23 protein-coding genes are annotated in these 26,451 nt (G+C 35.0%); 9 read left to right on the forward strand and 14 right to left on the reverse strand.

Going from position 1 to position 26,451, the window contains the following annotated elements:
* Window positions 1-5 precede the first annotated feature (5 nt).
* The 7 genes from rplW to rpsL form a co-directional block, all read right to left on the reverse strand.
* A complete protein-coding gene (gene rplW / locus AACZ49_RS16555) occupies window positions 6-296 on the reverse strand; it encodes a 50S ribosomal protein L23 (RefSeq protein ID WP_339657159.1) in 291 nt (96 codons plus the stop codon).
* A gap of 4 nt (window positions 297-300) precedes the next feature.
* The gene (gene rplD / locus AACZ49_RS16560) at window positions 301-933 is read right to left on the reverse strand and encodes a 50S ribosomal protein L4 (protein ID WP_339657161.1); all 633 of its coding nucleotides are present in this window, start codon (window positions 931-933) and stop codon (window positions 301-303) included.
* A complete protein-coding gene (gene rplC, locus AACZ49_RS16565) occupies window positions 933-1,556 on the reverse strand; it encodes a 50S ribosomal protein L3 (RefSeq protein WP_339657163.1) in 624 nt (207 codons plus the stop codon). The genes rplD and rplC overlap by 1 nt, the downstream gene beginning before the upstream one ends.
* 144 nt (window positions 1,557-1,700) lie before the next feature.
* Window positions 1,701-2,006, reverse strand: coding sequence for a 30S ribosomal protein S10 (rpsJ, locus tag AACZ49_RS16570; RefSeq protein WP_007094989.1), 306 nt, complete (start codon window positions 2,004-2,006; stop codon window positions 1,701-1,703).
* Window positions 2,007-2,015: 9 nt separating this feature from the next.
* Complete coding sequence (gene fusA / locus AACZ49_RS16575) at window positions 2,016-4,148, reverse strand: elongation factor G (RefSeq protein ID WP_339657165.1); 2,133 nt, start codon at window positions 4,146-4,148, stop codon at window positions 2,016-2,018.
* 6 nt (window positions 4,149-4,154) lie between these two features.
* On the reverse strand, window positions 4,155-4,631 hold the full coding sequence (rpsG, locus tag AACZ49_RS16580) for a 30S ribosomal protein S7 (RefSeq protein ID WP_339628410.1): 477 nt from the start codon (window positions 4,629-4,631) through the stop codon (window positions 4,155-4,157).
* A gap of 23 nt (window positions 4,632-4,654) precedes the next feature.
* Window positions 4,655-5,029, reverse strand: coding sequence for a 30S ribosomal protein S12 (gene rpsL, locus AACZ49_RS16585; protein ID WP_036152127.1), 375 nt, complete (start codon window positions 5,027-5,029; stop codon window positions 4,655-4,657).
* A 403-nt stretch (window positions 5,030-5,432) separates the two neighbouring features.
* On the opposite strand from rpsL, the gene AACZ49_RS16590 reads away from it, so the two are divergent.
* The 7 genes from AACZ49_RS16590 (at window position 5,433) to rlmB (ending at window position 18,025) form a co-directional block, all read left to right on the forward strand.
* A complete protein-coding gene (locus tag AACZ49_RS16590; protein WP_339657167.1) occupies window positions 5,433-8,657 on the forward strand; it encodes a SusC/RagA family TonB-linked outer membrane protein in 3,225 nt (1,074 codons plus the stop codon).
* Between the two features lie 27 nt (window positions 8,658-8,684).
* Window positions 8,685-10,361, forward strand: a complete 1,677-nt coding sequence (locus AACZ49_RS16595) for a SusD/RagB family nutrient-binding outer membrane lipoprotein (protein ID WP_339657169.1) — start codon at window positions 8,685-8,687, stop codon at window positions 10,359-10,361.
* 18 nt (window positions 10,362-10,379) lie between these two features.
* Window positions 10,380-11,321 (forward strand): hypothetical protein, encoded by a 942-nt coding sequence (locus AACZ49_RS16600; protein ID WP_339657171.1) that lies wholly within the window; start codon window positions 10,380-10,382, stop codon window positions 11,319-11,321.
* A gap of 305 nt (window positions 11,322-11,626) precedes the next feature.
* A complete protein-coding gene (locus AACZ49_RS16605; protein ID WP_339657173.1) occupies window positions 11,627-12,973 on the forward strand; it encodes an aryl-sulfate sulfotransferase in 1,347 nt (448 codons plus the stop codon).
* 112 nt (window positions 12,974-13,085) lie between these two features.
* A complete protein-coding gene (locus tag AACZ49_RS16610; protein WP_339657175.1) occupies window positions 13,086-16,424 on the forward strand; it encodes a VCBS repeat-containing protein in 3,339 nt (1,112 codons plus the stop codon).
* Between the two features lie 58 nt (window positions 16,425-16,482).
* On the forward strand, window positions 16,483-17,223 hold the full coding sequence (locus AACZ49_RS16615; RefSeq protein ID WP_339657177.1) for a hypothetical protein: 741 nt from the start codon (window positions 16,483-16,485) through the stop codon (window positions 17,221-17,223).
* A 67-nt stretch (window positions 17,224-17,290) separates the two neighbouring features.
* Complete coding sequence (rlmB, locus tag AACZ49_RS16620) at window positions 17,291-18,025, forward strand: 23S rRNA (guanosine(2251)-2'-O)-methyltransferase RlmB (protein ID WP_339657179.1); 735 nt, start codon at window positions 17,291-17,293, stop codon at window positions 18,023-18,025.
* 4 nt (window positions 18,026-18,029) lie between these two features.
* On the opposite strand, the gene AACZ49_RS16625 is transcribed toward rlmB, so the two are convergent.
* Complete coding sequence (locus tag AACZ49_RS16625) at window positions 18,030-18,776, reverse strand: rhomboid family intramembrane serine protease (protein WP_339657181.1); 747 nt, start codon at window positions 18,774-18,776, stop codon at window positions 18,030-18,032.
* 139 nt (window positions 18,777-18,915) lie between these two features.
* Between AACZ49_RS16625 and AACZ49_RS16630 the strand changes: the two genes are divergently transcribed.
* Window positions 18,916-20,193, forward strand: a complete 1,278-nt coding sequence (locus AACZ49_RS16630) for a replication-associated recombination protein A (protein WP_339657183.1) — start codon at window positions 18,916-18,918, stop codon at window positions 20,191-20,193.
* Here AACZ49_RS16630 and AACZ49_RS16635 read toward each other — a convergent pair.
* From AACZ49_RS16635 to radC, 6 genes are all read right to left on the reverse strand, one after another.
* Window positions 20,190-21,089 carry a hypothetical protein gene (locus tag AACZ49_RS16635; RefSeq protein WP_339657185.1) on the reverse strand — a complete coding sequence of 300 codons (900 nt, stop codon included), beginning with the start codon at window positions 21,087-21,089 and terminating at the stop codon, window positions 20,190-20,192. The two genes, AACZ49_RS16630 and AACZ49_RS16635, sit on opposite strands and share 4 nt — an antisense overlap.
* A gap of 77 nt (window positions 21,090-21,166) precedes the next feature.
* Window positions 21,167-22,612, reverse strand: coding sequence for a DUF5723 family protein (locus AACZ49_RS16640; protein WP_339657187.1), 1,446 nt, complete (start codon window positions 22,610-22,612; stop codon window positions 21,167-21,169).
* Window positions 22,609-23,154 (reverse strand): hypothetical protein, encoded by a 546-nt coding sequence (locus tag AACZ49_RS16645; RefSeq protein WP_339657189.1) that lies wholly within the window; start codon window positions 23,152-23,154, stop codon window positions 22,609-22,611. The genes AACZ49_RS16640 and AACZ49_RS16645 overlap by 4 nt, the downstream gene beginning before the upstream one ends.
* 53 nt (window positions 23,155-23,207) lie before the next feature.
* Entirely contained in the window at window positions 23,208-23,897 is a 690-nt protein-coding gene (locus AACZ49_RS16650; protein ID WP_339657191.1) for a YjjG family noncanonical pyrimidine nucleotidase, read from the reverse strand.
* Entirely contained in the window at window positions 23,890-25,185 is a 1,296-nt protein-coding gene (locus tag AACZ49_RS16655; protein ID WP_339657193.1) for a polysaccharide deacetylase family protein, read from the reverse strand. Before AACZ49_RS16655 ends, AACZ49_RS16650 begins: the two co-directional genes overlap by 8 nt.
* A complete protein-coding gene (gene radC, locus AACZ49_RS16660; RefSeq protein ID WP_339657195.1) occupies window positions 25,186-25,884 on the reverse strand; it encodes a DNA repair protein RadC in 699 nt (232 codons plus the stop codon).
* A gap of 61 nt (window positions 25,885-25,945) precedes the next feature.
* Between radC and AACZ49_RS16665 the strand changes: the two genes are divergently transcribed.
* Complete coding sequence (locus AACZ49_RS16665; RefSeq protein WP_339657197.1) at window positions 25,946-26,389, forward strand: DUF1569 domain-containing protein; 444 nt, start codon at window positions 25,946-25,948, stop codon at window positions 26,387-26,389.
* Window positions 26,390-26,451 lie beyond the last annotated feature (62 nt).

Genomic DNA, 26,451 nt, shown 5'->3' on the forward strand with positions numbered 1-26,451 from the left:
TGTCTTTATAGATTACTGTAAAAATCGATAATATCACCTTCAACAACATCAACAATTGCTTTTTTTAAAGCATTTGTCTTACCATGCTGAACCCCAGTTTTTGTATATCTGGATTTTCTGGTGGGTCCGTAATTCATAGTACGAACCTTCTTTACTGAAACACCATAAGTAGCTTCAATCGCGTCCTTAATTTGCAATTTATTTGCCTTAGGGTTAACTACGAAACCATAACGGTTGTTCAACTCGCTATCAGCAGTCATTTTCTCCGTTATAATTGGCTTTATCAACACACTCATGATATTATTGTTTATTTAAATTCGATTCGATTCCTTCTAAAGAGCTTTCCAACAACACTACACTATTAGCATTAAGAATTTTATAAGTACTTAATTCTGAGTTAGTTATAACTTCTGAGCCTTTAAAATTACGCGAAGACAAATATACACCTTTATTTGAATCACCCAACACTATTAAAGATTTTTTGTTTTCAAGACCTAAAGTCTTTAAAACTTGAATAAAATCTTTTGTTTTTGGAGTGTCAAAATCAAAATCCTCAACAACTAAAATTGCATTTTCTTTATTCTTTAAAGACAAGGCGGATTTTCTAGCCAAACGCTTTAAATTCTTATTCAATTTTTGAGTATAATCTTTAGGTCTAGGTCCAAAAATTCTACCACCACCTCTAAATATTGGTGATTTAATACTACCAGCTCTAGCCGTACCAGTACCTTTTTGTTTTTTAATCTTCCTAGTACTTCCTGCAATTTCGGCTCTCTCCTTAGCCTTATGCGTTCCCTGTCTTTGGTGTGCTAAATATTGTTTAACATCCAAATATACAGCGTGATCATTAGGCTCTATAGCGAAAACATCATCAGAAAGGTTTGCCTTTCTACCTGTGTCTTTTCCTTTAATATCTAAAACTGCTATTTTCATTACATCCACCTTTGTATAGTTACATAAGCATTCTTATGGCCCGGAACACAACCTTTTACTACTAAAAGATTCTTTTCTGGAACTACTTTTAAAACTCTTAGGTTTTGAACCGTTACACGATCCGTACCCATTCTACCAGCCATTTTCATACCCTTGAAAACTCTTGCAGGATATGATGCAGCACCAATAGAACCTGGAGCCCTAAGCCTGTTATGCTGACCATGAGTTGCTTGACCAACTCCACCAAAACCGTGACGTTTCACAACACCTTGAAAACCTTTACCCTTAGATGTACCAATAACATCTACAAATTCGCCTTCAACAAAAACATCAACACCTACGGTGTCACCTAATTTAAAATCACCTTCAAAATCTTGGAACTCAACGACTTTTTTCTTAGGAGAAGCACCTGCTTTTTTAAAATGGCCTAATTCAGCCTTATTAGCACGACTTTCTGCCTTGTCATCGAAACCAAGTTGAAGAGCACTATACCCGTCAACCTCTTCGGTTCTGACTTGGGTAACTACACATGGCCCAGCTTCTATTACGGTACATGGGATATTTTTCCCATTCTCGTCAAAAATACTAGTCATGCCTATTTTCCTTCCTATTAACCCAGACATACTTATTTATATTAATTATTACTTATTTAATTCTTTACAAAAAAATAGGGTCAAAATAATTTAACCCTAAATTATTTTTCCATTTTTCCTTCGCACGCAGCTTAGGACATGTAGCCTAACCCATAATTGGGGTAGACAGCAAATTTACACCTTAATCTCCACTTCTACACCACTTGGAAGCTCTAACTTCATAAGCGCATCAATAGTTTTTGATGAAGAACTATAAATATCCAATAATCTTTTATAAGAACTTAATTGGAACTGCTCTCTAGACTTCTTGTTCACGTGAGGTGAACGCAAAACCGTGAATATTTTTTTATGTGTAGGTAATGGAATTGGTCCTGTTACTACAGCACCAGTAGTTTTTACCGTTTTTACAATCTTCTCAGCAGACTTATCTACTAAATTGTGATCGTAAGATTTTAGTTTTATTCTAATTTTCTGACTCATGTCCTAAATTTATGCTGTTATTCCTTTTGCTGCTTTAATCACTTCTACTGAAATATTAGAAGGAGTTTCTGCATAATGTGAAAATTCCATTGTTGAAGTTGCACGACCTGAAGATAATGTTCTAAGCGAAGTAACATATCCAAACATTTCTGATAATGGAACAGTTCCTTTAACGACTTTAGCACCAGCTCTATCGCTCATGTTACCGATTGTTCCTCTACGTCTGTTTAAATCTCCAACGATATCACCCATATTCTCCTCAGGAGTAATAACTTCTAACTTCATAATTGGCTCCATAATTACCGCTCCAGCAGCTTTACCCGCTGCTTTGTAACCCATCTTTGCAGCCAATTCAAAAGAAAGTGCATCGGAATCCACAGGGTGGAAAGAACCATCTGTAAGAACAACTTTCATTGTATCCATTTCATAACCTGCCAAAGGTCCGTTCTGCATAGCAGCAGCAAAACCTTTTTCTACAGCTGGAATAAATTCCTTAGGAATACGCCCACCTTTTATTTGATCAACAAACTGAAGCCCTTCTCCTTCGAAATCGTCATCCGCAGGACCCATTTCAAATACAATATCACCAAACTTACCACGACCACCAGATTGCTTTTTATAAGTTTCTCTGTGCGAGGCCGTTTTCGTCAATGCTTCTTTGTATTCAACTTGTGGTTCACCTTGATTAACCTCTACCTTAAACTCTCTTCTAAGTCGATCTACAATAATATCCAAGTGCAACTCGCCCATACCAGAAATAATAGTCTGTCCTGAAGCTTCATCTGTTTTCACTTGAAAAGTTGGATCCTCTTCAGCCAATTTAGATAAAGCCATTCCTAACTTATCTACATCAGCCTTTGTTTTAGGCTCAACAGCAATACCAATAACCGGTTCTGGGAAATTCATACTTTCCAAAACAATTGGATGCTTTTCATCAGACATGGTATCACCAGTCTTAATATCCTTGAAACCTACTGCCGCCCCAATATCACCTGCTTCGATATAATCGATAGCATTTTGCTTATTGGAATGCATTTGATAAATACGTGAAATACGCTCTTTTTTTCCAGAACGGTTATTCAATATATATGAACCCGCATCTAAACGACCAGAATATGTTCTAAAGAAAGCTAATCTACCAACGAAAGGATCAGTAGCAATCTTAAAAGCTAAGGCAGCAAACGGTTCTTTCACACTAGGCTTACGTCTTTCAACAGCGCCCGTATCAGGATTTGTCCCTTCGATAGCTTCCTTATCCATAGGCGAAGGAAGATATCTACAAACAGCATCCAATAAAAACTGAACCCCTTTATTTTTGAACGAAGAACCACAAATCATTGGAATTATCGCACGATCCATTACAGCAGCTCTTAAAGCAGCATGTACTTCTTCTTCCGATATAGAATCTTCATCTTCGAAGAATTTCTCCATTAATTGCTCATCATACTCTGCAACTGCTTCAATTAAGGCAGCTCTATACTCCTTAACCTCAGCTTTCATATCCTCAGGAATATCGATAACATCAAAGGTCGCACCGAAACCTTCCTCATGCCATACAATAGCTCTATTTTTCGCTAAATCAACTATACCTCTAAAATCAGCTTCATCACCGATAGGAAGCACAATTGGAACCGCATTTGAACCCAACATTTCCTTAACTTGCTTACAAACCATAAGGAAATTAGAACCTTGACGGTCCATTTTGTTCACAAATCCAATTCTTGGAACCTTATAGTTATCAGCCAATCTCCAGTTAGTTTCTGATTGAGGCTCAACACCATCAACAGCACTAAACAAAAAGACCAAACCATCCAATACACGCAAAGAACGATTCACCTCTACGGTAAAATCAACGTGGCCCGGAGTATCTATAATGTTAAAATGATAAGGCTTAGTATCATCGGTAATCTCTCCATTTTTCATTGGAAAGTTCCACTCACATGTTGTAGCAGCAGAAGTAATCGTAATTCCCCTCTCCTGCTCTTGCTCCATCCAATCCATAGTGGCCGCACCATCATGAACCTCACCTATCTTATGACTTACACCCGTATAAAAAAGTATACGCTCTGTAGTCGTGGTTTTACCGGCATCAATATGAGCGGCAATACCTATATTTCTTGTAAATTTTAAATCTCTTGCCATGTTATTCTAGAATCTAAAGTGCGAGAATGCTTTGTTTGCCTCAGCCATCTTGTGCGTATCGACTCTTTTCTTAACCGCTGCACCTTCTTCCTTAGCAGCCGCTAAAATCTCACCTGCTAATTTTTGAGACATCCCTTTTTCATTACGCTTTCTTGCATAACTAATTAACCACTTCATAGCGGTTGATATTTTTCTGTCCGGTCTAATTTGCATAGGAATCTGGAACGTAGCTCCACCAACCCTTCTACTTCTCACTTCAACATGAGGCATTACATTACTCAATGCATCCTTCCACAACTCTAAAGCTGTTTTCTCATCATCAGTTTTCTTTGCATCTACAATGTCTATAGCATCATAAAACACACTAAACGCAACTGATTTTTTACCATCCCACATCATCATATTAACGAAACGTGTCACTAATTGATCATGAAATCTTGGATCCGGTAAAAGCGGTCTTTTCTTTGCCTGTCTTTTTCTCATTACTTCCTTTTAAACAAGTTTAATTACTTCTTAGGGCGTTTTGCACCATATTTAGATCTACGTTGCGTTCTACCGGCCACACCTGCTGTGTCCAATGCACCACGTACAATATGATACCTTACCCCTGGTAAATCTTTAACTCTTCCGCCTCTTACTAATACTATCGAGTGCTCTTGCAAATTGTGCCCCTCTCCTGGAATGTACGCATTAACCTCTTTACCATTAGTCAACCTTACCCTTGCTACTTTTCTCATAGCTGAGTTTGGTTTCTTTGGCGTAGTAGTATAAACACGTGTACAAACACCCCTTCTTTGAGGACACGAATCCAAAGCAGCCGATTTACTCTTCTTAGTAATCGTCTCTCTTCCTATTCGTACTAATTGTGATATTGTTGGCATACTATAATAATATATAAAAATTACCCCTTACTTTAAGGGTCGGCAAATGTAGTGTTATTTTACAATAAATCAAACCTCAATTAATTTATTTTTGTTTTTTTTAATCAGCAAATATTTATTTCATTTAAAAACTACACAACTTGACCATAAACTGAAACTACATTCCATTCCAGACCTTAATACCGAACACATACTATAAAATTTGATTCTTCAATCATTTTTTTATAAAAATTATGAATATCTCAAAAAAAACATATGTTATATTATTTACCTACAAATACATACGGTGTTTTATCTGTAACTCACAATTTTATAACAACTTCTTAAAGTTTTATTAAAATTCTCTTGCATTATTAACTCTTTATTATGAAGTTTGTAGCTAGCTAATTCAAATAATTTAAAAATGAGAACAAAACTAAATGGATTGTTAACGCTACTATTGGCGTTAGTTGTGCATATTTCTTTTGCACAACAAAAAACGGTATCCGGTACGGTTACTGATCAAGAAGGGCTTCCTTTGCCCGGAGTTAACATTGTAGTCGAAGGTACAACAACAGGTACACAAACCGATTTTGATGGTAACTATTCAATTTCAGCCGCTCAAGGCCAAACATTATTGTTTACTTACATCGGACAAAAAGCTGTTCGTCAAACTGTAGGTGCCGGTGATACGGTAAATGTCGCGATGGCAGAAGACGCTCAAGCCTTAGAAGAAGTGGTAGTTACCGCTCAGGGAATTAAGCGTGAAAAAAAGGCGTTAGGTTATGCAACCAGCTCTGTAGGCCAAGAAGCTTTAGAGTCAAGAGCAGAAGGTGATGTTGCTCGTGTACTAGCAGGTAAAGCAGCGGGTGTTCAAATTACTGCCGGTGGTGGTATGTCTGGATCTGCAACAAGTGTTACTATTAGAGGTTTAAGTTCTTTCAGCGGTAGTAACCAGGCGTTATTTATTGTTGATGGTGTTCCTTTTAGTAATGATACCAATAGTGGAGGTGATTTCTTATCCGGTAATACAGGTTCTTCGCGTTTTTTGGATATTGACCCAAACAACATTGCGAATATTGAGGTCCTTAAAGGTTTGGCAGCAACCACACTTTATGGTACTTTAGGTAAAAACGGTGTAATTTTAGTTACTACAAAAGCTGCAGCCAATACCGGTGGTGTTAAGAAGAGTGAAATTTCTGTAAATACGTCATATTTCGTTAATGAATATGCATCTTTACCAGATTACCAACAATCTTATGGTGGTGGTTTTGACCAAGCTTTCGGATGGTTTTTCAGTAACTGGGGACCAAGTTTTGACCGTGATGGTACAGCAGGCTGGGGAGGACAATCAGCTATTGATGCCAATGGTACTTTAGAACATCCTTATTCAACAACAGCAATTGCTGCAACTAGAGATGCTTTTCCAGAATTACAAGGCGCCAGATATGATTGGAAGCCTTATAGTTCTGTTAAAGATTTCTTTTCACCTGGTAATGTAACTAACACTTCGGTAAACTTTGCTGGCGGTTCACAAGATGGAAATACCACGTTTAATGCTAACTTAGGTCATTTAAATGACGTTGGTTTTACACCTGGCAACCAATTAAGACGTGTGAACTTTTCATTAGGTGGACGCTCAAAATTAAGCAACAAATTTACTATTGCCGGTAGTATGAACTACTCAAGAACTGATTATGACACTCCTCCAGTATCTGCAAGTAGAGGTAATGGTGGTATCAGCTCAAACTCAGTTTATGGAGCTGTTTTATTTACACCTATAAGTGTTGATTTAATGGGTCTTCCTTATGAAAATCCTGTTACAGGTGGTAGTGTATATTATAGAAATGGTAATGACATTGTTAACCCAAGATGGGTTAGTGAGAACATAAAATTTAATCAATTAACAAACCGTTTTTACTTCAACACTTCATTAAACTACGCTATTAATGATAATTTAGGAGCAACATTTAGAACAGGACTTGATTTCTACAACGAAAGAAACACTCAATTTTCTGACAAAGGTGGAGTAGAATTTGAAAGTGATATATTCGGTTTCTTGAATACTTACGACAACAACAACACTATTTGGGATCATACAGCATCTATTAACGGTAATTATGATATATCAGACAAAATAGGTTTCACTTTTAACGTTGGTGCAAACGCAAGATCAGATGAGTTCGACCTTTCAGGTGTTGCAAGTACTGGTCAAATTGTTTACGGCGTAAGAAGACACTTCAACTATGAAAACCAATCTCCTTTACAATTTTCTAGAAAAAGAAACATTGTTGGTGTTTTTGGAGATGCAAGTATTGATTATGACAACTTCCTGTTTTTAAACATAAGTAGCCGTACGGATTGGGTTTCTAACCTTATAAAGGATAATAGAAGTTTAACATACCCAGGTGCTAGTTTATCATTTCTACCAACCGCGGCATTTAGCGGTCTTAAGTCTGAAGGAGGTCTTAACTACCTTAAATTAAGAGCTAGTATGGGTACTTCTGCTAACTTCCCAACTGACTATCCAACTGTTAGTGGTGTTAACCAAAATACTCAACAACCAGGTGGAGCATTTGGTCCAATTACTCTTAACAGCATCAGTTCTTTTAAAGCAAATCCTGATTTAAAACCAGAATTATTAAAAGAATTTGAAGTAGGTTTTGAAAGTAAATTCATTAAAAATCGTATTTCTCTTGATGTTACCTATTATGATAGAAGAACAGATGATTTGATCGTAACAGAACCATTATCCCCTTCAACAGGTTTTCAATTTACACAAAGTAATATTGGTCAAATCAGCAACAAAGGTTATGAGGCAGATTTAGGAATTGATTTTTTCAAAAATGCTGATGGTTTCAACTGGAAATCTAGCGTGAATTTCTTTGCGAATAAGGAAGTTGTAGAAGAACAAGATCAAGACATTATCATTTATGCCGGTAGTTCTGCACTATTTATAGGAGGTAATGCGGCTATAAAAGGTGAATCTTTAGGTAGTATTGTTGGTACTGCATTTCAAAGAAATGAAGCTGGTGATTTATTAACCAATGATGCTGGTAACTATGTTATCACTGAATCTGACTTAGACGGTAATGTTCCAATTATTGGTGATGCAATTCCTGATTATACAATGAACTTTATCAACAGTTTATCCTATAAAAACTGGAGCTTAGGTTTCCAAATCAATCATATTAAGGGTGGTGACATCATGTCTAGTACCATAGGAACGTTACTTGGTAGAGGACTTATCACAGAAACAGATAATCGTTTAGATACGTATATCTTACCTGGTGTTAACCAAACTACAGGTCAGCCTAATGATATTCAAATCAACAATTCGACATACTATTTCAGTAACTTGTTATTCGGCCCTGCAGAAGCTAAAATTTATGATGCCTCAGTTATACGTTTACAAGAAGTTTCTTTAGGATACTCTTTACCAAAAAAGTTTTTGGAAAAAACACCTTTTGGAACCTTAACATTTACAGTACAAGGTTTCAACTTATGGTATGATGCTTACAATACGCCAAAAGGAGCTAATTTTGATCCTAACGTTGCTGGTGTTGGTATTGGTAATGGTCGTGGATTTGACTTCTTGAACGGTCCTAGCACTAGAAGATATGGTATGAGCGTTAAGATGACATTTTAAAAATTGCTAAAAAACAAGACTTATATTATGAAAAAAATAATCAAATACATGCTAGTGGTAGTGATGGCAGGTAGTTTTCTAAACTCCTGTGATACCACTGATTTAAATCTGACTGAGAATCCCAATATTCTAACTTCAGGTGATATTAACCTATTGCTTAATACTATGCAAATAGGTTATAAAGACAACGTTCGTAACTTCAACCAAAGAGGTGGTGAGTTAACCAGAATAGATTTTATGGGAGGTAGAGATTACTTTAACAACTACGCTGGAGCAACTATGAATGGTGTTTGGAATACTACGTACAGTAATATTTTCGCCAACTTACAAGAAATGGAAAGAATTAATAACGAATCTGATATTAATTATGATTTCCACGTAGGTTTAGGTAAAATTATGCAAGCTCATAGTTTATTTATCTTAGTTGATATGATTGGTAATGCAGCATATACTGAAGCATTAGATCCAATACAGTTTCCTGCACCTAATTTAGATGAAGGTGCTTCAGTCTACACTGCTGCCCTAGGTTTATTAACTGAAGCAGAAGCATTATTAAGCAGTGGACCTGCTACCCAAGGTGCTACTGACTTTTATTATAACGGTGATACAAACAAATGGTTGAAAGTAATCAACTCTTTACGTTTAAAAGCTTATAAGCAAACTAGTAACGTTTCTGCTTTTAATGCGGTAATTGCCGGTAATAATTTCATTAGCAGTACAGAAGATGACCTTGAATTTAAATATGGCACTAATGTATTACAGCCAGATACTCGTCATCCAGATTATGCGACTGACTACACGCCTAGTGGGGCTAACATTTACCAATCAAATTGGTTAATGGAAACCATGTTACTAAAAGATGATCCAAGAATTCGTTATTATTTCTACCGTCAGGTTGGTGGAACTCCGGGAGCACTTGATATTGATGGTAACGAAGTAGCACCAAATGAAGAAACTTTAGCTTGTTCACTGGTTGTACCTCCACAACATTATATTGATGGTGGTTATACGTACTGTAGTGTTGACAATGGTTACTGGGGTCGTTCTCATGGAAATGATGAAGGTACACCTCCAGATAGTTTCACAAGAACTGCATTAGGAGTTTATCCAGCTGGTGGAAAATTTGATGATAATGACTTTGCTGTTGATGAGGATGACCCAAATTATGATCCAACAGTTGGCCTAGGAAAAGGTGGCGCTGGCGCTGGAATTGAACCAATGTTACTAGCATCATGGGTTGATTTTTGGAGAGCAGAAATGGCTGCAAGTGATGCATTAAAAGCTACCTTTATGGAAGCTGGTATGACTAAATCTATTTCAAAAGTTCAAACTTTTGGTGCATTGGATTCTAGTGCTGACACTTCTTTTGCTCCATCAGAAACAGAAGTTGCTGCTTATATTTCAGGTATTGTAGCAGAATACAATACAGCTACAGGAGATGATAAGGAAAATGTTTATGCAGAACAATACTGGATCGCACTTTTCGGCGGTGGTGGTGAATCTTGGAATTATTACAGAAAAACAGGATACCCTACAACATTGACTCCTAATTGGGAACCGTCTCCAGGGGCATTTCCAAGAACATTTTTGTTACCACAAAATGAGGTTATAACAAATCCTAACTTAACGCAAAGAACGTCGCTAAGCACTCAAGTATTTTGGGATACAAACCCAGCCGGTCCTGCGTTTCCAGCAGCGAATTAATTAATTAAAAAACTTAAAATGATGAAAATAAATTATAAAGTTTTTACAGCACTAGCTTTGACTTCGCTGATGTTTACATCATGTGACGAAGGTGATGCTGTAGTAGATACAGTTACCGCGAATACATTACGTGGTGCAGTTTTAAGAACGATAGAGGTTACCTCTAACGAATTACCTATCGGAGTTGATACTGGAGCATTTTCTGTAGATCTTGAGATACAAAGTGAAGAAAATGGCACTTTAGTAAGTGCATTAGATGCTTATGTAAGTTTCGTAGATGCAGATCCAAGCAACGGACCTGGTGATGTCGCAGAATCATTGTTAACATCTATACCTTCATCTTCTTTTAGTGCGGGTAGTCGTGGTTTACCTACGTATAGCTTTTCTGCTTCACTTGGTGAATTACTTTCAGCTACTGGCATAGACGCTTCTGAAATAGATGGTAGTGACCAGTTTAGAGTTCGTTTTGAACTAGTATTAACTGACGGTAGAACGTATTCATTTGCTCAAAACTCGGGTACATTGACTGGTTCATATTACTCATCACCATTTCTTTATTCTGCAACGGTTGTATGCCCACCTAAGGCTCCAACTGCAGGTGTTTGGACCATTAACATGGTTGACACATACGGTGATGGATGGCAAACAACCACCGGAGGCGGTGGTGATGGTATAACTGTTACTTTAGATGATGGTACTGTTTTAGAAGTTGGACTTTGTTCTCCTTATGGTAGTGCCGCAGGAACCTTTTTAGGTAGCGGAGATTGTGTACCTAATGACGGTTCAACCGGAGTTGGCACTATAACAATACCTGCTGGCACACTAACTGCTGATTGGTACTTCCCTGGAGATGCCTATGGCGAAATCGACTTCGAAATCGTTACTCCTAACGGAAACATTGTTGGTGGCTACCAAGGAGTAGATGCTGGTGCTATCACAATAGATTTCTGTAAGGACTAAGTGAAATAAAAAAGTTTTAAACTTTTAATAATAATTTAAAGCCACCTCTATAAAGAGGTGGCTTTTTATTTATGGCAATAAAACGTATTAAAAAAATGTTCAAATGACTCTACATTGATAACATCAACAAATATTAAAATTTAATGAATAAAAATTTATGTAACAATATCTATAAACTTACTTTTATATAACTTTCTGAAAATGCAAAATTCAACCTTCTTTTTTAAATCAACTTACTCACATTATAAGAAATCCTTATGGGAAATTTAAACGTATTAATTTGTATTTTTGAAAAAAGAAAAATCGTGAGTTATAAGTATTTTATACCAATTAAAAATAGTATAACATTACTATTTTTAATACATTCTTTTACTTCATGTACTAGTTATGACAACTCTGACATCATTGTCGAAACTCCTGTACAAATAGACACTACCAATCAAACGGGAGAAGAAAATAACTTTACTCCTATTGGAACTATCGAGATATTAAATATCGATAAAATAGATAACAATTTTATTCTGGTCAACGATGCAGGTGCCAACCGAGTTTATATAATGAATAAACATGCCAAACTCCTTTATGAATGGTCTTTCTCCAATAATATAGGCAATGATGTATATTTACTTTCAAATGGAAATTTACTTGCATCGCTAGAAGCTGATGAACCAAAAATACCATTAGGAGGAAAAGGAGGCAAAATCCAAATAATTGAACCTGATAATACTACTATTTGGGAATTTATATACTCTTCTGAAGGTGGAGAAACCCACCATGATGTACAAATGCTACCAAACGGTAATATAATTGCCATGGTTTGGGAGAGAATAAACTCCGCTATAGCAATCTCAGAAGGTTTTATGTTAGAGGAAGATATTTACCCAGAGTCTATAATAGAAATCAATCCTTCAACTAATGAAATCGTATGGGAATGGAATTCCATGGACCACATAATACAGGATTATGACCAGACAAAAGCGAATTATGGGGTTATTTCTGAAAATCCAAATTTAATAAATCTTAATTACACCCCACAAAATGAGATTCTCCCAGGTGTAAAAGGTGATATTATGCATGCAAATGCGATAGCCTATGATAAAGTAAATGACGTTATTTTTCTTAGTATAAATGCCTACTCTGAAGTTTGGGTAATTGACCACAGTACTACAACCGAAGAAGCCAAGGTTCATAGTGGAGGAAATTACGGTAAAGGAGGTGATTTGATTTACCGTTTCGGTAACCCAAACACGTATCAAAACCCAAAAGGAACACGTCTTTTTCACAACAACCATTTTCCTAATTTACTCGAAGATAATAATCAAGGCAAATTACTTATATTTTCAAATGGAAATGACATAAAACAATCTACGGTCTATGAACTGGAACTTCCTTCAACATATTCATTACAAACTAATTTCAACAATGAACCAACGGTAACATGGAGTTTTACCGACCCTAATCTTTATTCCGGAAAAGTATCAGGTGCAGTACCTTTGGAAAACGGGAATATTTTGATAACAGAAGGTGATTTTGGATTTTGGGAAGTTACTCGTGAAAATGAAGTAGTTTGGAAATTTAATACTGAAGGATTTTTTTGGAGAGGATATAGCTATTCTAAGAACTCGCCTGAAATAAAATTATTGGGGCTATGACAATATTCCAATTTTTTTTAAATGAGGAATAGAATACTACGCAGTTAACTTTTTCATAAAGCCTGCTCTATACTCATGGTTTACATTTTTAAAAATACTCTTGCTTAAAAAAATGAAAAAATATATACTCCTAATTCTTCTTATAATCGTATCGTGTGATTCGAAAAACAAAACTGAATCAAAAACCCCATTAGAAACGGCAGTAGAAAACACCGAATTTAAAATTACTCCAGTTTTCAAGAAAGTAGATAGCGGATATAGCAATTTACAATTTTCAAACACCATAACCGAAAATATAGAGACACTTGAAAATCTATTTAGTTTCGACTATTTCTATAATGGTGCAGGTGTTGGTGTAGAAGATCTGAACAATGATGGTCTACTCGATGTTTTTTTCTGTGGCAACCAAGTTCCCAATAGATTATATCTCAATAATGGAGATTTGAAATTTACAGATATTTCAGAATCCTCAGGAATAAATATTGGCAAAAACTGGTCTAACGGTATCACCTTCGTTGATATAAATAATGATGGCTATCAAGATATTTATGTTTCACAAGGAGGACCAAAAGACAGAAACGATCGTAAAAATCTGCTTTACATAAACAACAAAGATTTAACATTTACTGAAAAAGCAGAGGAATATGGTTTAGCAGATATGGGCATTTCAACTCAATCAGCATTTTTCGATTATGATAATGATGGTGATTTAGACTGCGTTGTAATGAATGAAAATGAAATTTATGGAGTAGATCCTATAAATTTTTACAAAATAGTAGATAACAATACAGAAGTTAAATATTTCAATAGCTCCCATATTTACAATAATGAACATGGCAAATTTGTTGATGCAACCATTACTTCCGGTATTCAAAATCCAATTTATGGCCTAGGCCTTTGTATTAGTGATATTAATAAAGATGGTTGGCTTGATATATATTTTACAAGTGACTATTATATACCAGATGCATTATACATTAACCAGAAGGATGGTACCTTTTCAGAGAAAATTAAAAGTTATACCCAACAGATATCTTATTACGGTATGGGCATAGATATTGCCGATATCAATTCAGATTCTAAGGAAGATATTTTTACATTAGATATGTCTTCAAGTGACCATGTAAGAGCGAAAACTCTAATGGCATCGATGAATACAAAACGATTTGATTATCTAGTAAACACCGCAGGTTTTCACTATCAATATATGTTTAATTCCTTACAACTAAATCTAGGGAATAATAAATATAACAACATTGCTCAACTTACCAAAACGGCCAATACAGATTGGAGCTGGTCTGTTCTAATGTCAGATTTTGACAATGACGAGGACAATGATATTTACATAAGTAATGGCTATAGAAAATATGCACTAGACAATGACCTTCAAAAAAAAGTTTTTGCAACACAACAAAAATTTGGTCGTAATGTACCCATAGAATTAAAGAAAGAACTTTATGAAACAATGCCTACCGAAAAATTACAAAATGTATTATTTGAAAATGAAGGTAAACTTGTCTTTAATGAAAAAGCAGATATCTGGGGATTAGGAGATTTTTCTTATAGCAATGGGGTAGCGCAAGGAGATTTAGACAACGACGGTGATATAGATTTGATCGTCAATAATATGGATGAAAACGCCTTCCTTTATAAAAATTTGACTTCAGATAATCGTAACGGAAATTATCTAAATATTAAAACAATAGGTGCCACTTCAGAGCCTTATTGTAATGTTGAAATAAAATATGCTGGAAAAACTCAATATGCTGAACAAAAAAGAGTTCGAGGGTATATGTCATCACAGGAAAATGAACTTCATTTTGGACTTGGTGAGAATTTAAAAGTAGATACCGTATCGATTACTTGGCTAAATGGTAAAACCGAACAAAAATTTAATGTTGCAGCAAATACCACAGTAGAGTTTAACATTAAAAATGCACATAAAACGGTAAAAAAAACCAAAATAAAAGGACCACTTTTCGAATCAATTAACCCTAATTCGATAGGTTTAGATTATACACATACAGAAAATAATTTTAACGATTTTAGTACAGAAATTTTACTTCCATATAAGCAATCTACATTTGGCCCTTTTATATCTAAAGGCGATTTGAATGGTGACGGGCTTGATGATTTATTCATTGGCGGAAGTTCAAATCAACCAGCCCATCTATATTTTCAAACCTTAAATGGATACAAAAAAGAAATTCCAAAAGTTTTTGAAATCGATAAATCTTTTGAAGATATGGAGTCCATTATTTTCGATTTTGACAATGACAATGATCTCGACATTTATGTTGTAAGTGGCGGTAACGAGTATACTGAGAATTCATCATACTATCAAGATCGTATTTATTTAAATAATGGGCAAGGTAAATTCACCAAATCAAAAGACGCTGCCTTAGTTTCATTTGCTCAGAATGGCAAATCAGTAGATGTTATAGATTTTGATAAAGATGGGGACTTAGATATTTTGGTTGGCAATAGGTCTATACCTAATAAATACCCTCAACATAGTTCATCTGTACTTTATGAAAATAGAGATGGAAAATTAGTAGACATCACTTCTCAACATGCGCCCGACTTAAATGATTTCGGCATTATCAATAGCATACTAGCTACTGATTACGACAACGATGGGTGGGAAGATATAATAGCCGTTGGCGAATGGACTGGTATAGGGCTCTTTAAAAACAACAAAGGAACTTTTGAACTTGACAAAAGAAGTATGTTAAACGAAAAAGGCTGGTGGTTTTCTGTTAATGAGACCGATATTAATAATGATGGCTTAAAGGATTATATAGTTGGCAATGTAGGTCTTAATATTAAATTTAAGGCTAGTACAAAGAAACCTTTTAAAATTTACTCCAACGATTTTGACAATAACGGAACTAACGATATTATTTTAAGTAAAGAATATAAAGGAAATTACGTTCCTGTTAGAGGAAGAGAATGTTCATCTCAACAAATGCCCTTTATAAAAGAAAAATTTGGAAGTTACTCTTCTTTTGCCAATGCTACCATGAACGATATCTATGGTGAAAATTTAGAGAAATCTTACAAAAAAAACGCTACAGTTTTTGAATCAATTCTTCTGATAAATTTAGGTAATGGTAATTTCAAAATTAGCAACTTGCCTATCGAGGCTCAACAATTTCCTATCATGAATACTGCGTTTTATGACATAAACAAGGATGGATTTGAAGATTGTATCATAATAGGCAATATTTATGGCACTGAAGTAGAAACACCAAGATTAGATGCCGTATCAGGCTTAGTAATGATATCAGACCATAAAAATGGGTATACGGCCATAGATTATGATAAAGCTGGACTATACTTATCTGATGAATCTAAAGATTTGATAATTACGAATTTCCAAAACAAGCCGCTCTTAATTTGCACAAATAATAATACTTATTTACAGCCCTTTAATTTCACATCAAATTAACTTTCATTAAGTGGGGTATTAATTTATATTTAGTATGTTTATCCCAAAATTTTATTTTATGAAAAAGAATATTTATGTGCTTCTAATATTTTGCACAACTTTATCAGGGTATGCCCAATATGCTGGTCAAGCATCGACTAATATGTCTGCAGGTGGTGGTGGTGGTGCTACAGGCCAAATTTATGATTTAATGGGCCCTATTAGTGAGCGCAGTAAAAAGAATGCGGATATGTATTCAGAATTCCAAGGGTCTCCATATTTATCTGATACGTTTTTACCAACGACAATGTTTTATGGAGATGAAAACATGGGGAACATCTTCTACAGATACAATGCTTTAAATGAAGAAATTGAAATCAAAAAATCCAACTCAGAAGAAGCTCAAATTCAAAGTTTATCTAGAGATAAAAAAATAAATATAGTAGCCAATGGTAAAAAAATGAGCTTTAAAACTTTTACCACTTCTAAAAACAATACAGTAAATGGCTATTTAACTACCATCATTAATGGTAAAAATTATGACTTGTACAAAAGAAATTACGTAAAATATACAGAAGGGAAAGCTGCTACGAATTCTTTTGTTAAAGCTGTACCAAGTAGATTTTCACAATTTACAGAATACTACTTTCAAAAAGATGGTATTGATAGAATGGACGAAATTAAATTGAAAAACGGTCAATTACTTAAACTAATTGATGATTCAAAAAAAGCTGACCTAAAACAGTTTTTAAAGGATAATGACCTAAATATTAAAAACGAGAAAGACTTAATAAAGGTTTTCGATTTTTTAAATAGTTAAATTATTTTACCATTTAATATTAAAACAGCTCAACAATTGTTGAGCTGTTTTTATTTACCTTTGTCCCATGCAAAAAACCACTCAGATTTATGGCTTAAGAGCCATTATAGAAGCTGTAAATTCAAATGAAGAAATAGATAAGGTATTTTTACAAAAAGGTCTTAAAGGAGACCTTATGAAAGAATTAGAAGGTTTATTGCGTAGAAATGAAATCAACATGGTGTATGTACCAGTTGAAAAACTAAACCGCTTAACAAAAAGTAACCACCAAGGTGCTGTTGCCAACATCTCTCCTATTTCATTTCATACCTTAGAAGAACTTGTTGAAAAAGCTAACGAAAAAGGGGGTCCTGCCCTATTCTTACTTTTAGACCAACTATCTGATGTTCGTAATTTCGGTGCCATAATCAGAACTGCAGAATGCACTGGTGTTGACGGTATTATTGTACAAAAGAAAGGTGCCGCCCCAGTAACAGCCGACACTATAAAAACTTCGGCCGGAGCCGCGTATAGAGTGCCTATTGCAAAAGTAGACCATTTAAAAGATGCCGTTTTTTACTTACAGGCCTCAGGTATTAAAATAGTTTCTGCGACAGAAAAAACAGAGGATTCTGTTTATGATGTTCCTTTTACCGATTCTATTGCAATAGTTATGGGAGCTGAAGACCGAGGCATTACACCTTCAATTTTGAAAGCTTCCGATTATCGCGCTAAATTACCTTTACTTGGAGAAATTGAATCATTGAATGTATCGGTCGCATGTGCAGTATTTCTATACGAAGCTGTACGTCAACGTTTGTAAAACATTATTCTTTCTTTTTATTTTGATCAGTAGACCTGTAGATATAATTCACCTTAAAATTATCATCTTGGGACACTTCCTCTATTGTAGGTAGTTCCCTAAAATTCCCGTTCTCATCAAAATGTTTTAAGAACAAATCATCCTCCTCTTTAAAATCTTCTTTCTCCCATTCATATTTTTTAGGTTTTGGAAGGGTCCCATTTACAACACTTGCCAACAATAACCCAGTAAGAAAACCAGCTAAGTGCCCTTCCCAAGAAATTCCTTCCTTAACAGGAAAGATGTACCAAAGTAAACTACCATAAATAAAGACCACAATTAAAGAAAGCGCAATAAGTCTATAGTAAGAACTGAAAATACCCTTGAAAAATATAAAACTAGCGAGTACATAAATAAGTCCGCTTGCACCAATATGATAGGAAGTTCGGCCAATTAACCATGTTAGAAAACCCGATATTAGTATTCCATAAAGCACTATTTTCCATGCCACATTCTTATAAAAATACCACAATGCCGTAAGCAGAATGCCTAGCGGAATCGTATTATTATACAAATGTCCTAATGACCCATGTATGAAAGGACTTAAAATCAATCCTTTAAGTCCGGGGAGTGTTCTTGGCATTACACCCATTTCATTGAAATTAATTCCCAAAGCCAATTCTACCCAATATACTGCCCAAATAATAATCATGGCCAATAGTGGAATTACCAATACGCTATTTGAAAATTTAAAATGTCCCATTTCTGACATGAGCTTTCTTTTGAATTGATTTTACAATTATGCGACCAAATTATTGAAATGGGTCATATTGTCACACCACCTTTTGTAAAGTTATCGATTGACTAACTTAGTATTATCATCTCTTTTAAGATTATCATACTTTTGTAATATGAATGAACCTTTAGCCGAACGTGTACGCCCTAAAACACTGGACGAATATATTAGTCAACACCATTTAGTAGGTGAAAAGGGCTCGTTAACACATCAAATTAAAAAAGGAATAATTCCATCACTCATTCTTTGGGGACCACCTGGAACAGGTAAAACTACCTTGGCCAATATCATCGCCGAAGAAAGCAAACGCCCATTTTACGTTCTTAGTGCTATTAATAGTGGTGTTAAAGATATTCGTGAAGTAATTGATAAAGCAAAACAGGCCGGTGGCTTATTTACTTCTAAAAACCCTATTCTATTTATTGATGAGATTCACCGGTTCAGTAAATCTCAACAAGATTCACTATTAGCCGCTGTAGAAAAAGGATGGGTAACTTTAATCGGTGCAACCACCGAAAACCCAAGTTTTGAAGTTATACCCGCACTATTATCTCGTTGCCAAGTTTATGTTTTAAATGCTTTTGGAAAGGAAGATTTAGAAAATCTTATTACCAGAGCAATGGAGAAAGACCGTATGCTACAATCTAAAAACATTGAACTTAAAGAAACTGAAGCCTTACTTCGCTTATCTGGCGGTGATGGTAGAAAATTGCTCAATATTTTTGAGCTTGTGGTCAATTCTGAAGAAGGGAATGAAGTTGTTATAACCAATGAACTAGTACACTCTAAAGTTCAAAAAAATACCGTTCTATACGACAAAACAGGCGAGCAACATTATGATATTATATCTGCCTTTATCAAATCTATACGTGGCAGTGATCCCAATGGTGCCGTTTATTGGTTAGCTAGAATGATAGAGGGTGGAGAAGATGTGAAATTTATTGCGCGTAGAATGTTAATATCTGCCTCTGAGGATATAGGTTTGGCCAACCCTACGGCATTGGTAATGGCAAACACTACTTTTCAAGCTGTGACAACCATCGGTTATCCTGAAGCTCGTATAGTACTTAGCCAATGCGCAATTTATTTAGCGACTTCCGCCAAAAGCAATGCTAGCTACCTTGCTATAGGTAAAGCACAGCAGGCTGTAAAACAGACCGGCAATTTACCTGTACCATTACCACTACGAAATGCTCCGACTAAATTAATGAAAGACTTAGGGTACGGACAAGAATATAAATATGCCCATGATTTTCAAAACAATTTTGTAGATGCAGAATTTCTACCCGATGAACTTTCGGGCACTAGTTTTTATAAACCAGGCAGTAATGCACGTGAAAAAGCACTAAGCGATTTTTTAAAAAATAGATGGAAAGAGAAGTATGATTTTTAGAATTTTATATTCAATTCTTCTTGAACCAATTTATCGTTCTCATAATACTCAAAAATCCAGCTACCCTCTTTTTGATATACAATTCCGTTTTTCGTATCGGTTTTACCCAAAAATATATTATCGGCTGAGCTCCTTAATAAATTCATTCTTACTTTAGGTGTACTATCAACCAATTGAAAGCCAACATTGGTTGCTTGGGCATACCAGATATCATTTACATTCAGCTTTTTCAATGCTACCTTCTTAAAAGTTGTTGTTTCCCTTTCCTCTTTTTTAATGTTCGAATCTACTGGCGTATTATCTTTATAGTATTGAGTTGTGTCCGTCGCTTCTTCTGAAACGATTTTTGAATTACTTTCTTCTTGCACTTTTGCCGATTCTACATTACTTATTTCGTCAATCTTTTCTTTATCAAGCTTTTTAACATCATTTCTAAAACTAACCGTAACAGTCTCGTTCTTTTCACTCTTTTCATTATAAGCATAATCAATGCCATTAAAAGAACGCATTGCCTCTCTAATGGACTCAGTATAGGCCTCCTTAAATTGTTTTGCTTTACTGGTACCCTGCATTGAAGTAAAAATGGTATTATCATTACAATCTTTTAAGACTATGATTGTCTTTGTAGTGAACAAACTACTATCATCTTGCAAATTAACCATTAGCCCTAAACATCTATTTGAATTCAAATCGCTAGGCAAAGCATCATCATAAACGACATTGAACCCTTTTCCTTTTAAAATATATTTTATTAATGTACTCGTTTGAAACTCATTCGTTTCTTTAAATGAATCGAACTTTTTAGGAACGATAATATATTTATAATCATTTAAATTGGTTTGAGCATTAGCGGAATAACCTATACAAACAAATAATAATGCGATAATAGTTTTCAAAACTTGTATAATTTTAAATTCGAGGTAATATATGAAAAAAGCATGCCAAAAAAATAAAATTGAGGGAAGAAGGTAAACTACTTGTTGCGTCCCCAAGAAATAATATTCATTCCAAGTTGAAATGAAGCATAGTTAGTTGCAGCTATATTCTTATAAGAAAGCAAATTATCTGCCATTACGTAAAAATTTACAGGACCTGCTTGTAAGTTGATACCCAGACCTAAATTCGTGTAACTGAATTTATCTATAGTATATGTTCCTTTTAATGCTAAAAAATTACCCAACCTACGAGTATAGAAACCTGTAAGAGCTATTTGTGGTCCTCTAGGTCTATTAATCATATATAACTGTCCACCGATAGAATTTCTATATTTTACGCGAAGTTCACCGCCACCAGAAGATCCTGCGGTGCAATTACAATCCAATTGCCCTCCGCTATTATCAACAGGCTCTCCAAAATCGTTTCGAATAGATGCGTATAGCTTTGTTGGCCTAAATGTGACATAACTATCTGTGTCAGTTTCAAAAGGAATTAAACCTTCTACCTCATCTACTAAATCTTGCCAAAAATCTCTATTCAAATTTGCGAAATTTTCTAAAATATCAATCTCTATACCTTCTACAGTTGCTTTTCCATTTAGACTATAACTTTTAGCATCGTTACCATGATATATAAAACCTAAATCAAGAACACTGCCGGTTATAGTTGTTCTTTCATTCAAATGATATGTAAAACCAACATCAATTCCTAAACCTAAATCACCTCCGAAAAAAGCTCTTTTTACAAATTGACCTGCAGCCGTATCAGAATCACTGGCTTCATCTAAAGCTTGAAATCCAGAAGTATGCAACATTAAATCTGCATCTAATGTTGTTGCTATTCGATTATTTTGTCCTTCCGTATTTACCAAATAACCTTTATTCGAGGTAGTGCTATAATCTACAATACCAGAATACAGTTTTCCCCTAGCACCTACCGTTACATTTCTATCTACTTTTTTATTAATTCCAAAATGAAACACATTTACCATAGAACCTCTAGACTTTAAGTCGCCCAGGTCAAATTCTCTATTCAATTGGTCTGCATTACCATCAAAGACTAAATAGGCATAATCTTGCGGCCAAAAAGTAATATTATCTATTTCCAAATAACCGCCAAACGAATAAAACACACTAGGATCGTTACTTCTAAATCCTCCATTAAAATATTCTAATTGTACAGTAGAACTAAATTCATCACGTGGCTCTAATACATCTAAAGCTCTTTCTCGCACTTTTATATTAATATCAACACCATCTTCAGCGAAAATATCGTTCACAGATATTCCATTTGCACCCACATATCCTGAAACACCCGATAATAGTGGCACTCCAACATACCATTTAAAATCTGTTTCCATACCAGGGTTTAATGATAGTGATTGAGGAATCTCATTAAAATCATAAAGTATTTGCTTATTCTGGGCATAAACACCCAAGGTAAGTATTAGACTCCCAAGCAGTAAATAATGGGGTAACCTCATTTTAATTCTAATGTAAATTTAGCGCTAGAACGAAGCACGATGGCGGGATTTAAAAAACTTGAAGTACTACTACCATCTCCCAAATTAGAGGCAACCAATCTTATTTTAGAAGTATTTCTAATGATATCAAGACTTTTACCGGTAGGGCCATAAGCAACATCTCTTATTAAAGTAGAAGTAGGCGCAGCATCCATTCTAAATTCTTCCGTATCTAAAATATTTTCATTTTCATCAAGAAATTCAAGGCTTATTTCTATCGGTTTACTTGTCGTATTTTCAAGCTCATAACGTATCACGCCTGAAAGTACTCTTTCTGCAAAAAAAGGTTCTTCAAAAGCATCGAAATTAAAATCCTGTGTAAAAAAACTGAGTCCCGAAACTCTATTTATAAGGCTTTCTTGAACCTTAACATAGAAAACACTTGTCTCATAAGTAGGCGTAATCTCTAAAGCATCTAGCTGGTCGAAATCTTGCTTTTCAGAACAAGATAAAACCATTAGAAGGCCAAAAACCACCCATATTAAAATACGAAAGCCTTTCATTATTACTTTATAGATTAAACATTACAAGACAGAACCCTGTAGAACTATTAACTCTATAAAAAGGATTTTATTTCTTGTAAATTGTAAATAATGGGAGCTTCATCATGAATTTCTTCTTTATGAGCGTTAAAATGAATGGTATGCAGACCAACGGCTTTTGCACCAAGAATATCTGCTTCTAAACTATCGCCAATCATTAAAGAAGTCTGAGGTTTGGCATTGGCCCGGTTCAAAGCAAGATTAAATATGATTGGATTGGGTTTTTTTACCCCTGCCATTTCAGAATCAATAATGTGATTAAAATAACTATGAATACCTGAATTTCTTAATTTCTTATCTTGTATTTCCTGAAACCCATTGGTAATAATATGCAGTTTATAATTTGGTTGCAAATAGTCTAGCACCTCAATGGCATTGGGAAAAAGATTATTAAATGTTGAAAGATTATTTATATATTCATCGGATAAAATATTGATTAGCTGGTCTGAAACAGGATAACCTATAGTATCAAAAACCGACTTTAACCTTTGATATCGCAATTCTGACTTCGTTATTTTTTCCTCACGATACATTTTCCAAAATTTCAGATTCGAAGGCACATAGACTTCTAAAAAATCTTCAATCTCCAAATTTATTTGCTGCTCACTAAAAATCTTTTGAAAAGTGAATGCCGAGTTTTTATCAAAATCCCAGAGCGTATGATCTAAATCGAAAAAAATATCGGTAACCTTATTTTTAAACATGTTGCTCTTTTAATATTTTAGCGTACAAAGACATCCAATCTCTCTCTTCCTTATTCCCTAAAAGTTCATTTGAGAACATTACAAACGTGGTGCCATTAACTTGGTTTACCTCATCCGTTATTTTTTTCACTTGTTGTAATATAACCTCATCTTTCTTAATTTTTGACAAGGCATAATCATGAATAGCAAAAGGGTGTACTTTTATAGGTTGTTTTACTTCTAGGGGAATATCATAAAACTGAAACGAGGTACATGTACCAGCTCTAAACCCCAATTCATAGGTGTACCCCATGGTATAGTCATCAGTAAATTCTGCCGTAATTAAATTTCGGTAAGTTTCGGGCACATCTACCCTATTATAGCGCATTTTAGAACTATTGACAGGCCTATTGATCACCTCTTCTAAATTGGCCTTTTCCTTTCTCAATAATTCAAGGTCCGTAAAAGAACTATAAGAAGTCGCCAGAGATACCGGTGCATAATCCGCGACATATTTTATTAACGACTTAAATTTCATGCTATTGGTAGAAACGTTTTTGTCGTATTTCGAATAATCTGCAAACTGAAAAAAGAAATTACACTTTACGTTGTACTTTTTATGCAAAGCTATTAACGCTTCATAATTGTCAAAAGGATCCTTCATCCTATTTAGACCAACAGATATTCGATCAGCAACACGCTTAAATTTAAGAGTGCCAAAGTCCATTAACAACCCAGCCAAGCCACGCACTATTCCTCTATTCGCATAACAATGTGAAGTAGCTACATCTAAAACCGAAACAAAATCAAAGCCTTTAATTTTATATTCAAAATCATCGAAACGTCCTTTTAACGCCTCCAATAGTTTGTAGGCCCAAATATCGACTACAGGCTTTTGAAGAAAGCCATTTTGATAAGCGATACTGTCTTTTGGTGAGAATCTACCGTGAATATCTTTTACATGAGGCAAATACTCCTCGTACCTAGAAATTAGAAAAAAACTAGCTGCAAAAATATCATAGGGAAGATTACTGCGCTCACCTGTTGGAAAAAAGCAGGGCGTACCCTCCCAATCTGCGATACTCAATTGAATATCATTAATACCCTGTTCGAACAACAGCTCATTGCTTCGTATAAAAAATTCGTTATGCAATGGCTGTTTAGTATAGGTTATTTTCGGTCCGGTATGTTTTATAAATTCCTCAACTTTAGTTGTAAAATCTAACTCAACACCCAAAATATTCACAAAGATATGCCTCATGACATAGGTAAGGCGCGGTGTTATCTTATGCGTGTAAATCAGTAGCATTTATAGAATTTTTTCATCGGCAAAGCTATAATAACTTTTCTGAGTAATAATCAAATGATCCAATACCTTAACATCTAAAGTTTCACTAGCTGTTTTTATCTTTTGGGTTATCTGTTTATCCGCAGCACTAGGGCGTAAAGTACCCGAAGGATGGTTATGTGCTAAAATAATGGCAACTGCCCCAAGTTCTAAAGTTTGTTTCATTACCAATCGAACATCGACCAAGGTACCGGTAATACCTCCTTTACTTAATTGAGCCTTGTGTAATACCTTGTTGGAATTATTTAAAAAGAGAATCCAAAATTCTTCATGTTCCAAATCGCCAAGTAAAGGCTGTAAAAGGTGATAAACATCTTGGCTACTTCCTATTTTATCAATTTTAGCAGCGTCTTCCCCCCTTCTCCTTCGTCCCACTTCTAAGGCCGCAGCAATACTCACCGCTTTTGCTTCTCCAATTCCTTTGAAGTTCATTAGCTGTGTAATTGAAAGTCTACCTAGCTCATTTAGATTATTATCTACAGATGCCAAAATACGTTTAGAGAGCTCAACGGCACTTTCGGCCCGACTACCTGAGCCTATTAAAATAGCAATCAATTCTGCATCAGATAACACCGAACGACCTTTCTGAACCAATTTCTCTCTCGGTTTGTCGTCATCTGACCAATTTTTTATTGAGAACGATTTTGGTTTATCCTGCATTTGCTAAAGATACAGAACAAATTATTTTATGGTAAATTTAAGTATCAATTAAAAAGCTAATATGAAATCTTTACTGACTGAAGACGGATATCAAGAAATAAAAGGAAGAATAGAACAACTTACTGAAAACGCAGAAAAGGGTTGGGGTAAAATGTCTGTAGGCCAAATGTGCTGGCATTGTCAATATCCACTAAAATTATCAATAACCAATACACCGAACACCTCTAAGGGAAATTGGTTTATAAAAACTTTTTTTAAGAAATCGCTATACAATGACAAGCCTTGGCGTAAAAACTTGCCAACAGCACCTCAACTAAAACCGAAGGAAAATAAAGATTTCGCTTCTGAGTATGAGATACTAAAAACTTTAGTGAACGAATTTTATGCTGTTCGTGATCGGGAAGAATGGTACCCACACCCTGCTTTTGGTTCATTTACCAAAAAACAATGGGGCCAAATGCAGTATAAACATTTAGACCACCATTTAACCCAATTCGGGGTTTAAGGACTGTTTGTTGGTTGTTGGTTGTTGGTTGTTGGTTGTTGGTTGTTGGTTGTTGGTTGTTG

Origin of the sequence: uncultured Maribacter sp., from assembly GCF_963975365.1 — a bacterium.
In the GTDB taxonomy this organism is placed as follows: domain Bacteria; phylum Bacteroidota; class Bacteroidia; order Flavobacteriales; family Flavobacteriaceae; genus Maribacter.